The 11184-nt window shown below is 74.4% G+C and carries 11 protein-coding genes; 5 read left to right on the top strand and 6 right to left on the bottom strand.

The window, feature by feature from the left end:
- Nucleotides 1–2: 2 nt before the first annotated feature.
- Nucleotides 3–1079 carry a hypothetical protein gene (locus E1200_RS11300; RefSeq protein ID WP_131951798.1) on the bottom strand — a complete coding sequence of 359 codons (1077 nt, stop codon included), beginning with the start codon at nt 1077–1079 and terminating at the stop codon, nt 3–5.
- 146 nt (nt 1080–1225) lie between these two features.
- Here E1200_RS11300 and E1200_RS11295 point away from each other — a divergent pair, with 146 nt between their 5' ends.
- The 3 genes from E1200_RS11295 (at nt 1226) to E1200_RS11285 (ending at nt 4023) form a co-directional block, all read left to right on the top strand.
- Entirely contained in the window at nt 1226–1855 is a 630-nt protein-coding gene (locus tag E1200_RS11295; RefSeq protein WP_131951797.1) for a TetR/AcrR family transcriptional regulator, read from the top strand.
- Between the two features lie 78 nt (nt 1856–1933).
- Complete coding sequence (locus tag E1200_RS11290) at nt 1934–3013, top strand: TIGR03857 family LLM class F420-dependent oxidoreductase (protein WP_131951796.1); 1080 nt, start codon at nt 1934–1936, stop codon at nt 3011–3013.
- Nucleotides 3010–4023: an oxidoreductase family protein gene (locus E1200_RS11285; RefSeq protein ID WP_131951795.1), complete on the top strand. Its 1014-nt coding sequence runs from the start codon at nt 3010–3012 to the stop codon at nt 4021–4023. Before E1200_RS11290 ends, E1200_RS11285 begins: the two co-directional genes overlap by 4 nt.
- 4 nt (nt 4024–4027) lie before the next feature.
- Here the strand turns inward: E1200_RS11285 and dacB are convergent, their stop codons facing one another.
- The gene (dacB, locus tag E1200_RS11280) at nt 4028–5545 is read right to left on the bottom strand and encodes a D-alanyl-D-alanine carboxypeptidase/D-alanyl-D-alanine-endopeptidase (RefSeq protein ID WP_131951794.1); all 1518 of its coding nucleotides are present in this window, start codon (nt 5543–5545) and stop codon (nt 4028–4030) included.
- Nucleotides 5546–5793: 248 nt separating this feature from the next.
- On the opposite strand from dacB, the gene E1200_RS11275 reads away from it, so the two are divergent.
- Both E1200_RS11275 and E1200_RS11270 read left to right on the top strand, forming a co-directional pair.
- On the top strand, nt 5794–6654 hold the full coding sequence (locus tag E1200_RS11275) for a universal stress protein (protein ID WP_131951793.1): 861 nt from the start codon (nt 5794–5796) through the stop codon (nt 6652–6654).
- 70 nt (nt 6655–6724) lie between these two features.
- The gene (locus E1200_RS11270; RefSeq protein ID WP_131951792.1) at nt 6725–7588 is read left to right on the top strand and encodes a universal stress protein; all 864 of its coding nucleotides are present in this window, start codon (nt 6725–6727) and stop codon (nt 7586–7588) included.
- 73 nt (nt 7589–7661) lie between these two features.
- Here the strand turns inward: E1200_RS11270 and E1200_RS11265 are convergent, their stop codons facing one another.
- From E1200_RS11265 to E1200_RS11250, 4 genes are all read right to left on the bottom strand, one after another.
- Nucleotides 7662–8252 (bottom strand): TetR/AcrR family transcriptional regulator, encoded by a 591-nt coding sequence (locus tag E1200_RS11265; protein ID WP_207933295.1) that lies wholly within the window; start codon nt 8250–8252, stop codon nt 7662–7664.
- A 109-nt stretch (nt 8253–8361) separates the two neighbouring features.
- Nucleotides 8362–9408 (bottom strand): 4-hydroxy-2-oxovalerate aldolase, encoded by a 1047-nt coding sequence (gene dmpG / locus E1200_RS11260; protein WP_131951791.1) that lies wholly within the window; start codon nt 9406–9408, stop codon nt 8362–8364.
- The gene (locus E1200_RS11255; RefSeq protein ID WP_131951790.1) at nt 9405–10301 is read right to left on the bottom strand and encodes an acetaldehyde dehydrogenase (acetylating); all 897 of its coding nucleotides are present in this window, start codon (nt 10299–10301) and stop codon (nt 9405–9407) included. The genes dmpG and E1200_RS11255 overlap by 4 nt, the downstream gene beginning before the upstream one ends.
- Nucleotides 10298–11095 (bottom strand): 2-keto-4-pentenoate hydratase, encoded by a 798-nt coding sequence (locus E1200_RS11250; RefSeq protein ID WP_131951789.1) that lies wholly within the window; start codon nt 11093–11095, stop codon nt 10298–10300. Before E1200_RS11250 ends, E1200_RS11255 begins: the two co-directional genes overlap by 4 nt.
- Nucleotides 11096–11184: the final 89 nt, after the last annotated feature.

Here is an 11184-nt window from a genome sequence, read left to right as displayed (position 1 = left end):
GGTCAGGGTCGGGGCAGCCGGGCCTGCAGCGTCCGGATGTGCTCGATGAGGCCGATCGAGCCGGGGACGGTGCGGCCCAGCGACTCGGGCAGCGCCAGCAGGCCGATGTCCAGGATGAACGGGTCGGTGACGTGGAAGCTGCGCTCCAGCCCCGGCCGGTCCTCGGTGAGGCCCTCGGGGGTCGCGAGCTTGGACGAGTCGCAGGTCAAGGTCGTCGTCTCCGGGTAGGAGAATAGGCCCGACACGCGCCATCCGGAGAGCGCGATCTCGCTCATGCAGCCGTAGGTCTCCTCGTGCGTCACCCGCCCGACGACGCCCTGCCAGGTCCCGTCGCCCTTCACCACGCCGCCGAGCAGGGTGGCCGTGCCGTCCGGCTCGTGGGAGACGCCCCACTCCCAGCCGGAGTAGCTCTGGTCGAGGACGTTGAAGTTGCCCCAGTTGTGGTCGTGGTAGCCGCGCCACCCGTCCACGCTGACCGGGGACGACGCCCCGGGCGGCTGCAGCCAGCCCTTCACGTGGCTGGTCGCGACGGGCGACGTCCAGTACATCGTCTGGCCGTTGTCGTACTCGATCGGCCCGCCGGTCACCCCGGGCAGCGCGTCGTCGAACCAGATGTCGGCCTTGGCGAAGAGCCCGTGCCACGTCAGGTGGTAGGCGCCGCGCTCCTCGTCGTAGACCAGGTCGCCGGCGCTGCTGCGGACGACGGGGCCGTCCTGCGCGGTCACGTCGAAGGCCGGCTCCGGCAGGACGAGCTTCTGCCCCTCCTCCGGGTACCAGAAGATCACCGCGGCCGGGACGGGCTCGGTGAACAGCATCGCGATGAACGTCCGCTTCGTCGCGGGGTCCATGACGTGCGTGTACCACCATTCGGTCGCCGAGCCCGGGTGCGGCCCGTCGTCGGAGGGCTCCGCGAGCTTGCCGGGCACCTGGGTGAGGTCGGAGCGGGTGATGTCGGTGCGGGGGATCCACGAGCCCGGGTCGTCGGCGCGCGCCGGCGGGGCGGCGGCCAGGCAGGTGACGGCCAGCACCAGGACGAGCAGGGCGGCCAGGTTCCGGCGGACGGTGTCGGGACGTACCACGTTGAGCCTCCTCGGCCGAGCCCCCCGTGACGTCCGGCCCCTGGCGTGGAGCCGTGGACCGAGTGTGATTCGGGTCACCGGACACTGTCAAGCACTGTGTCGACACACTGTCCGATGAGTGCGCGGCGCGGGGTACGCTTCCGGCCATGGCCTCCACCACCCGGCCCCGCCGCAAGGTGCGCGAACGGCGCGAGGACGTCCGGCACCGCGTGCTGCGGACGGCCGCCGAGATGATGGCCGACGGGACCCCGTACACCGAACTGCCCGTCCAGCGCATCGCCGAGCGCGCCCACGTGGCACGGTCCACCTTCTACCTGCACTTCCCCGACAAGAGCCGGCTGCTGATCGCGCTCGCGGAGGAGGCGGTGGAGGCGCTGTTCGGCGAGGCCGTCACCTGGTGGCGCGCCGACCACGCTGACGGCGTCGCGGGCGTCGCGCACGCCATGCGCCAGATGATCACCGCCTACCGCGACCACCGCCGCGTCCTGGCCGCCCTGGCCGAGGTGGCCGCCTACGACCCGGACGTAGCCGCCTTCTGGCGCGACCGCAGACGCCGCTTCACCGACGTCGTACGGGACAGACTCGACGCCGAGCAGCAGGCGGGCACCGTGGACCCCGGCATGGACGTCCCGATGACGGCCCAGGTGCTCACCGGCATGGTGGAACACGCCATCCAGGCCCGCTGCCGCCACGACGAGGGCCCGGCAGACGACCGAGTGGCCCGAACCCTGGCCCGCTCAATCTGGCTGACCGTCTACGCCACACCCCCGCCTTGATCTGGACAACTGTCCAAACTAGAGTCCGCGTATCGTGACGCGGCCGGGCCGCGTCCCCTGACCCCCGAGGGACCGCCCATGGACGACCTGCCCGAGCTCGGTTTCTACGGTCTGGCCGGCCATTCCGGTACGCCCCGGGACCTGATCGCCGAGGTCGCCGAGGGCGAGCGCCTCGGGCTCGGGTCGGTGTTCCTGTCCGAGCGGTTCACGACCAAGGAGGCGGGCGTGCTCTCCGGGGCCGCCGCCGCGGCCGGCGAGCGGATCGGCATCGCCACCGCCGCCACCAACCACAACACCCGCCACCCCCTGCTGACCGCGACCCTCGCGACGACCATGCACCGGCTGTCCGGCGGGCGGTTCGCGCTCGGGCTCGGCCGCGGGTTCGACATGCTGTTCGACGTGATGGGCCTGCCGCGCGTCACCAGCGCGCAGATGGAGGACGCCATCGGCATCCTGCGCCGGCTCTGGCGCGGCGAGGCGGTCGCCGGCCACGACGGGCCGGCCGGGAACTACCCGTACCTCAGCCAGGACCCCTCGTTCGACGAGGACATCCCGGTCATCCTCACGGCGATGGGGGAGCGGACCCTGGAGTTCGCCGGGCGGGTCGCGGACGGCGTCGTCCTGCACACCTTCTTCACCGACGAGACCCTCGCCAGGTCCGTCGAGACCATCCGCCGCGGGGCGGAGGCGGCGGGCCGCGATCCGGCGTCCGTCCGCGTGTGGTCGGTGCTGGCCACCGTGGGCGACCACCTGGACGAGGAGCTGCGGCTCCGCAAGCTCGTCGGCCGCCTGGCCACCTACCTGCAGGGCTACGGCGACCTGCTGGTGCGGGTGAACGGGTGGGATCCCGCCGTGCTGGAGCGCTTCCGCGCCGACGGCCTCGTCAGCGGCTACCCCGGCGCGTTCGACGTGATCGGCACCGCCGCCGACCTGCGGCACGTCGCCGGGCTGATCCCGGACGAGTGGCTGGCCGCGTCCGCCACCGGCAGCCCGGACGCCTGCGCGGCCCGCGTCCTCGACCAGTTCGCCGCGGGCGCCGACGGCGTCATCCTGCACGGCGCGACGCCCGCCGAACTCGCCCCGGTCCTGGACGCCTACCGCCGCGTCCGCCCGGCCGGCGCGGAGACCTGGCCCCGCAACCCCGGCCGCGCCCGGTGACGCCGGACGAGCTCACCCCGGACTGGCTCAGCGGCGTCCTGGACGCACGGGTCGACGGGGTGGCCGCCGACCCGGTCGGCACCGGCCAGATCGGCGCCTGCTTCCGGCTGACCCTGACCGGTGACGACGGCCCCGGCCGCCTGGTGGCCAAGCTGCCCGCCGCCGACCCGGCCGCCCGCGCCCTGCTCGGCGGCGCCTACCGCACCGAGGTCCTCTTCTACCGCGACATCGCCCCCACCGTCGCCATCCGCACCCCGCGCTGCCACCACGCCGCGATCGACCACGAGACCTTCGACTTCGTGATCCTCCTAGAGGATTTGGCCCCGGCCGTCCAGGGCGACCAGCTGGCGGGCTGCCCGCCACGGCGGGCCGGCGCGTGCATGACCGCCCTGGCGGGCCTGCACGGGCCCCGCTGGTGCGACGACTCCCTGCTCGGCGTCGACGGCCTGCACCACAACACCGCCGCGGACGCCGACACCCTGGCCGAGGTCTACGCCCCCGCCGTCGAGACTTTCATCGACCGCTTCGGCGACCGCCTCCACCCCGCAGACCGGGACACCCTGCGGCGGACCACCGAGACCATCGGCCCCTGGCTGACGGCCCGCTCCGAGCGCTTCGGCCTCGTCCACGGCGATTACCGCCTGGACAACATCCTGTTCCCACCGGACGGCGACACCGCGACCACCGTCGACTGGCAGACCCTCACCATCGGCCTGCCCGCCCGCGACCTGTCCTACTTCCTGGCCACCAGCCTCACCACCGACGACCGCCGCGCCCACGAACGCGACCTCGTGGCCCGCTACCACGAGGCCCTCCTCACGCACGGCGTCCGTGACTATCCGTTCGACCTCTGCTGGGACGACTACCGCTTCGCCCTCCTGCAAGGCCCTCTCATCACCGTCCTGGGCTGCGCCTACGGCACCCCGACCGAACGCGGCGACGCCATGTTCCTCACCATGGCCACCCGAGCCTGCACCGCCATCCGCGACCTCGATCCTCCCGCGCCCTGACGGTTCAGGGGAGGCGCCCGGCCAGCCAGGTCGGCTCCAGGTCGCCGCCGTCGAGCCTGGCCGCGCGGTACCGGGTGGACGCGGCCGTGCCTCCGGTGGCCAGGCGGATGGCGATCCTGTCTTCGAGGTCCTTCGGGGCGCCGCCGGAGTAGCCGTTGAAGAGGGTGGAGAAGACCAGCGTGCGGCCGCCGGGGCCGCGGACGTAGCCGGACAGGGCGGTGACGCCGGTCAGCGTGCCGGTCTTGGCGCGGACGTTCCCGGCCGCGGCGGTGCCCCGCATGCGGTTCGCGAGCGTGCCGCCGGCCAGCGGGCCGGGCTGACCGGCGACGGGCAGTGCGGCGCGCCAGGCGGGGAACCAGGGCCGCTTCCGGACGTTCCGCAGCAGCGTGCCGAGCTGCGCGGCCGTCGTGCGGTTGGCGCGCGCCAGGCCCGACCCGTCGGCCATGGTCACCTGGGCGGTGTCGACGCCGAGGCGCCGCAGTTCGGCGGTGACGGCGGGCAGCCCGGCCGCCCAGCTCCCCTCGCCCCGCGTCTCGCGGCCGATCGCCTTGACGAGGGTCTCGGCCATGACGTTGTTGCTGAGCTTGAGGAACGGCACCGCGAGCTGCGACAGCGGCATCGAGGTGCGGGTGGCGACCGTCCGGGCGCCGGCGGGGGTCCGGCCGCGTTCGGTGGCGCCGGCCACCCGGACGCCGTGCGCTTTGAGCGCCTTGCGGAAGACGTCCGCCGCGTACAGCGTCGGCTCCTCGACAGACCGCAGGACGCTCGTCGGCGCCGCACCCGCCGGATGGGAGCCCGTCACGACGATCGTGTTCCCGCCGTTGCGCCGGCGGACCGCGAGGCTGGACGGCGAGCCGGGCCTGCCGGTGACCGCCCGGTTGTCGATCTTCACCACGTCGGTGCCGGGGGTCAGCCCGGCCCGCACCGGCCGCCCCGCGCGGGCGGCGGGGGCGAGCGAGATCTCGACCGAGCCGGCGTCGAAGTCGTCGTTGGGCGAGACCGTCAAGGCGGACGTCTGCGCCGCGTAGGCGTACTGGAGGTCGCCGGGCGCCCACCCGGGCGGGGTCCGCAGGGCGTCGAACCAGGTGTCGTCGGCGACGAGGTCGCCCCTGATCTCGGTGACGCCCTCGGCGGCGACGGCCGCGGCGAGCCGGTCGTACTCGGCGGCCCGCATGGTCGTGTCGCCGGTGCCGGTGAGGTAGAGGTCGTCGCCTTCGACGCTCACCGTCGTGCGGAACCGGTATCCGGGGCCGAGGAGGCCGAACGCCGCGGCGGCGGTCTGCAGCTTGTTGTTCGAGGCCGGTGTGCGGGGCGCGCCTGCGTCGCGGTCGTAGAGGGTGCGGCCCGTCCCGGCGTCCCGGACCGTCACGCTCACCGCCGCGCCCCGGAGGCGCCCGTCCCGCAGGATCGCGTCCAGGTCGGCCGCCAGGCTCCCGGCCGGGGCCGCGTGCGCGGGGACGGCGGCGCCGCCCAGTGCCATCGTTCCGCCCAGCAGCAGGGCGACCCCGGCGCTCTTGATCATGCGGCGATTCTACGCTTCGCGTCGGGGTGATTACGGTCCGGAGTGTCGGGTGGCAATGATCGTCCGAAACGGCCCTGGCACGCTCCATCTGCGGCGGGCGCCCGGAAACCGCCCTCCGGGGAGGTTCGGCCTCTTCTACGTAGCCCGGTTAGCGCGCAGACTGGGTTTTGGGCGCTTTCTTCCGGCGCCGCTCTCGTTACTCGGTGCGGCCGCAGGAAATGAAAAGTGTTCACCAAGGAGGCGGGCACATGAACGGCGAGGATGGGATCCAGCGGCCGCACGTCCTGTTCGGCTACGACGGGACGCGGGAGGACGAGGGCGCGCTGCGCTGGGCGGTCGAGGAGGCCCGGGCGCGCGACCTCGACCTGATGATCTTCCACTGCTGGCACTGGCCCTACGCGAGCGGCCACGAGGACCCGCACGCCGAGGCGATCCGGAGGCGCGCGGGGGAGAACCTCCTCGCGCAGGGCGTCCGCCGCGCGCGGGAACTGGGCGCGCCCGGCACGGTGCGCCGGCTCCTCGCGCGGGGGCCGGTGGAGGACGCGCTGCTGGAGGCGTCCGCAGCGGCGGAGCTGACCGTGATCGGCTCGGGCGAGCACCCGGAGATCGGCGCCACCACGCTCGAGGTGCCCGCGACGGTGGAGCGCCCGGTGATCGTCGTCCCGGAGGTGGCGGACCTGCCGAGGCGGGTCGTCGCGGGCACCGACGCCGCGGAGGGCTGCTCCGCGGTGCTCGGCTTCGCGTTCGAGGAGGCGGCGCTGCGCGGCTGGGACCTGCACATCGTCTACGGGTGCTGGGAGCCCGCGGCCGTGGCCGAGGACGAGCTGGGCCTGTTCAACGACACGGAGCTGCTGGAGAAGAAGCGCACCGCCGAGCTGGAGGAGGCCGTCGCCCCCTGGCTGGAGCGCCACCCGGAGGTCGACGTCACGGTGTCGCTGATGCTGGAGCGCCCGTGCGAGGCACTGGGCCGGGCGGCGGACGGTGCCGGGCTCCTCGTCCTCGGCGACCGCGGCACCGGCCCGGATCCGCTGGGCGCGACCAGCTCCGCGATGCTCCGCCGCGCCGCCGTCCCCGTGGCGATCATTCCGGGCCGAAGGTCCCGCGCCTGACGGACCAGCGCCCCTGCCCGGCGTACGTCCCGTCCCGCGAAGCTGGGGACGAGACGACGAGGGAGGCATCATGAGCGGCGAGCGCGGTGTCGTGGTGGGATACGACGGTTCTCCGGCGAGCGAGGCGGCGGTGCGGTGGGCGGCCGCGGCGGCGCGGCTGCGGGGCGTCCCGCTGACGGTGGCGCACGCCTGGGACGTCTACGGCGCGGCCGGGCCGCTGGCCATCCCGGTCGGTGACCTGGTCGCGGCGGCCGAGCAGGTCGTCGGCGAGGGCGCCGACCACGCCCGCGAGACGGCCGGCGAGGTGCGCGCGGTGATCGGCCGCGGCGGCCCGACGCCCGTGCTGCTGGAGGCCGCCGCCGAGGCCGAGCTGGTCGTGGTCGGCACGCGCGGCCGCGGCGGGTTCGCGGGCCTGGTGCTCGGCTCGACGGCCGTGGAGCTGGCGTCGCACGCGTCGGCCCCGGTGGTGGTCGTGCGGGACCGCCCGGCGGAGGAGACGCGCTCCGGCGGCCCGGTGGTGGTCGGCGTGGACGGGTCCGCGGCCTCGCTGGAGGCGCTCGCCCTGGCGTTTACCGAGGCGGACCTGCGCGGGGCCGACCTGGTGGCGGTGACGGCCTGGCCCGCCGAGCCGGAGATCGGGACCGTGCCGCTGCTGGACGCCGGATCGCTGCGCGAGTTCGCCGCGGAGCGGCTCGACCGGCTCGCCGAGCCGCTGCGCGACAAGTACCCCGGTGTCCGCGTCAGGACCGAGGTCGTGACGGGGAGCCCCCGCGAGGTGCTGCTCGGCGCGGCCGAGGACGCCCGGCTCATCGTCGTGGGCTCCCGCGGGCACGGCGGCTTCCGCGGCCTGCTGCTCGGCTCGGTCAGCCACGCCCTGCTGCACCACGCGGACGCACCGGTCGCCGTGGCGCACGCCCCGCGCGACGCCGGCTGACCGGACGGCAGGGAGGCGCCGCGGGCCGCGCGGGCCCGCGGCGCCTCCGGCCGTGCCGGCGGGGCACACGGTCTCAGGGCTTCGCCACCAGCGCGGCTGCCGCGTCCAGGGCCGGGCCGGTCGGCAGGCCGGGGTCGAGGACGAGCTGGAGGAGCAGCCCGTCCAGCAGCGCCGTGCACAGCGTCGCGGTGCCCGCGCGGCGCTCCGCGGGCCAGTCCGGGCGCAGCTGCGCCAGCCGCCCGGTGATCCGGTCGCGCAGGGCGCGCGACCAGTCCCGCCGCTCGGCCGCCATCCGGGGGTCGCGCAACGCCCTGACCAGCAGCTCGGCGGCCAGCCTGAGGTTGCGCTCACCGTCGGCCATGTGCGGGACGAGGTCGTGCAGCGCCGCCACCGCCGCCGCCGGGTCGGGGGCGGCGAGCAGCGCGTCCACCACCGGGTCGACGATCATCTCGGTGGCGCGCTGCGCGACGGCGACGTGCAGCCCCGGCAGCCCGTTGAAGTAGTGGTGGAGCAGGCCCGGGCGGGTGCCGGCGCGGTCCGCCACGGCGCGCGCCGTGATCGCCGCCCAGCCGCCCTCGGCGAGCAGGTCGAGCCCGATCCGCACGAGCTGCTCCCGGCGCGCCCGCCCGCGAGGAGTCGACGCGCGATGGTCCTCGTGGGTCATGCCGCCAAGCTATCCCAGCGTTTGCATCATGCAAAGATCGCCGGATCGGGCGGCGGGCACCGCGGCGGACGGGGGCCGCTCGCGCCGGAGCGGCCCCCGTCCCCGCCCGCTACTCGGCGCGCTCGCGCTCCGCGCGGAGCTGCAGCGCCACGTCGATGATCATGTCCTCCTGGCCGCCGACGTACCCGGCCTCGCCGACCTTCTGCAGGATCTCGTGCGCCGGGACGCCGTAGCGCTCGGCGGCCCGCTCGGCGTGCAGCAGGAAGCTGGAGTACACCCCCGCGTACCCCTGCGTGATCGCGCCGCGGTCCGCGAACGGCAGCCGGTGCAGGAACGGCTTCACCACGTCGTCGGCGGCGGCCATGACGCCCTGCACGTCCACCCCGGTCGGGACGCCGAGCCGCTCGAACGTCGGGACGAGCACCTCGGTGGGGGAGTTGCCGGCCCCCGCGCCGAGCGCGCACAGCGCTCCGTCGATCTGCAGCGCGCCGTTCTGCTGCGCCAGCACCGAGTTCGCGACGCCCAGCGACAGGTTCTGGTGGCCGTGGAACCCGACCTGCGCGTCCCGCCCGATCTCCTTGACCAGCGCGCTGATCCGCTCCTGCGCCTCCCCGAGGACGAGGGCGCCGGCGGAGTCGACGACGTAGACGCACTGCGCCCCGCCGTCCACCATGATCCTCGCCTGCTTCGCCAGCTCGTCCGGGTCGACGCGGTGCGCCATCATCAGGAACCCGACGGTCTCCATGCCGAGGTCGCGGGCGGCGGCGAAGTGCTGCAGCGACACGTCGGCCTCGGTGCAGTGCGTCGCGATCCGCGCCACGGCCGCGCCCGCGTCGTGCGCGAGCTTCAGGTCCTCGACCGTCCCGACCCCCGGCAGCATCAGCACGGCGATCCTGGCGCGGGTCGCCTCGTCCACGGCGGCGGCGACGAGCTTGACGTCGTCCTCCAGCGAGAAGCCGTAGTTGAACGACGAGCCGCCGAGGCCGTCGCCGTGCGTGACCTCGATGACCTCCACGCCGGCGCCGTCGAGGGCGTGCACGACGCCGCGGACCTGCTCCTCGCTGAAGCGGTGCGCCATCGCGTGGCTGCCGTCGCGCAGCGTCGAGTCGGTGATCCTGATCTTCTGCGGGGCGCTCTGCCCGGTCGTCTCGGTCATGCGGTGGCCTTCCTGCGCGCGAGCTGCTCGCCGACACGGGCGGCCGCCGCGGTCATGATGTCGAGGTTGCCGGCCCACGGGGGGAGGTAGTCGCCGTTGCCCCTGACCTCCAGGAACACCGCGACGCGGGCCATTCCGTTCCAGATGTCGCGCGGCTCGTCGAACTGCGGCTCCGCGCGCAGCGTGTACCCGGGCACGTACGTGGCGACCTCGGCGACCATCTTCTCCACCGACTCGGCGATCGCCTTGGTGTCGGCGTCCGACGGGATCGCGCAGAACACCGTGTCCCGCATGATCATCGGCGGGTCGACCGGGTTCAGGATGATGATCGCCTTGCCGCGCCCGGCGCCGCCGACCTTCTCGATGGCGCGGGCGGTGGTCTGGGTGAACTCGTCGATGTTGGCGCGGGTGCCGGGCCCCGCCGAGCGCGACGCGATCGACGCGACGATCTCCGCGTACGGCACCGGGACCACCGACGACACCGCGTGCACGATCGGGATCGTCGCCTGCCCGCCGCACGTGATCATGTTGAGGTTGGGCGCGTCCGACAGCGTGTCCAGGTTCACCGGCGGGCACACCAGCGGCCCCGCCGCGGCGGGCGTCAGGTCGACCGCGGTGATCCCGGCCTCTTCATAGCGCGGGGCGTTGGCGAGGTGCGCCTTCGCCGACGTCGCCTCGAACACGATGTCGGGGAGCGTGGGCTGCGCCAGCAGCCAGTCCACGCCCTCGGCCGACGCGGGGACGCCCAGCTCGCGGGCGCGCGCCAGGCCGTCCGAGTCGGGCACGACGCCCACCATCGAGTGGACGTCGACCAGGTCGCTGCGCATCAGCTTGACCAGCAGGTCGGTGCCGATGTTGCCGGGACCGACGATCGCGGCGCTCAGCTTGCTCATCGTCCTGCCTCCCTTCCGAATCGAGCGGTCACCGAGCCGATCCCGGCGAACGTGGCGGTGAGGGTCTCACCGGGGGCGACCGGAACGGCCGCCGTGATCGAACCGGGCAGCACGACGTGGCCCGCCTCCAGCGTGACGCCGCGCTCCCCGAGGACGTTGGCCAGCCAGACCAGCGCGTTGATCGGGGAGCCCAGCACCGCCCCGCCCGCGCCGGTGTCGATCAGGTCGCCGTCGCGGTGCAGCAGGCAGCCCATCAGCGACAGGTCCAGGCCGTCGAGCCGGACCGGTCGGGTGCCGAGCACGACGCCGCCGCTGGAGGCGTTGTCGGCGATCGTGTCCGGCAGGGTGATCTTCCAGTCCGCGATGCGGGAGTCGATCACCTCCAGCGCCGGGAGCACGTACTCGACGGCCGCGACGGCGTCGGCGGCGGTCGCGCCGGGGCCGGCCAGCGGGCGGCCCAGCACGAACGCGATCTCCGGCTCGATCCGGGGCTGCAGGAACCGGCCGGTGTCGATGGGGGCGCTGTCCTGGAAGAACATCGAGTCCAGCAGGACGCCGAAGTCAGGCTGGTCCACGCCCATCTGCCGCTGCATCGCCGCCGAGGTCAGCCCGACCTTGTGGCCCTTGATCCGCGCGCCTGCGCCCGTCCACGCCGTCACCTGCGCGAGCTGGACCGCGTAGGCGTCGGCCACCGTCATCTCGGGGTGGTCCGCCGTCAGCGGCGGGACCGGGGTGCCGGTCGCGTACGCGTCGAGCAGCGCGGCGGCGGCCTTCTCCACCGAACCGGGGTCCATGGGATGTCCTCTCTGTCCTCTGCGCATCTCGTCCGCGCAGCTCCGAGCCTGCCCCGCCCGGGACGCCCGGGGCAAAGCCGCCGTCCCGC

The organism is Actinomadura sp. GC306, from assembly GCF_004348665.1.
In the GTDB taxonomy this organism is placed as follows: Bacteria; Actinomycetota; Actinomycetes; order Streptosporangiales; family Streptosporangiaceae; genus Spirillospora.
Note: the sequence above shows the minus strand (reverse complement) of the source record. Positions and strands in the feature narration are given on the sequence as shown.

What these genes read in the sequence shown, in the direction of transcription:
- E1200_RS11295 (WP_131951797.1), top strand. Translation starts at nt 1,226, where the DNA reads ATGGCCTCCACCACCCGGCCCCGCCGCAAGGTGCGCGAACGGCGCGAG.
- E1200_RS11290 (WP_131951796.1), top strand. Translation starts at nt 1,934, where the DNA reads ATGGACGACCTGCCCGAGCTCGGTTTCTACGGTCTGGCCGGCCATTCC.
- dacB (WP_131951794.1), bottom strand. Translation starts at nt 5,545, where the DNA reads ATGATCAAGAGCGCCGGGGTCGCCCTGCTGCTGGGCGGAACGATGGCA.
- E1200_RS11275 (WP_131951793.1), top strand. Translation starts at nt 5,794, where the DNA reads ATGAACGGCGAGGATGGGATCCAGCGGCCGCACGTCCTGTTCGGCTAC.
- E1200_RS11270 (WP_131951792.1), top strand. Translation starts at nt 6,725, where the DNA reads ATGAGCGGCGAGCGCGGTGTCGTGGTGGGATACGACGGTTCTCCGGCG.
- E1200_RS11265 (WP_207933295.1), bottom strand. Translation starts at nt 8,252, where the DNA reads ATGACCCACGAGGACCATCGCGCGTCGACTCCTCGCGGGCGGGCGCGC.
- dmpG (WP_131951791.1), bottom strand. Translation starts at nt 9,408, where the DNA reads ATGACCGAGACGACCGGGCAGAGCGCCCCGCAGAAGATCAGGATCACC.
- E1200_RS11255 (WP_131951790.1), bottom strand. Translation starts at nt 10,301, where the DNA reads ATGAGCAAGCTGAGCGCCGCGATCGTCGGTCCCGGCAACATCGGCACC.
- E1200_RS11250 (WP_131951789.1), bottom strand. Translation starts at nt 11,095, where the DNA reads ATGGACCCCGGTTCGGTGGAGAAGGCCGCCGCCGCGCTGCTCGACGCG.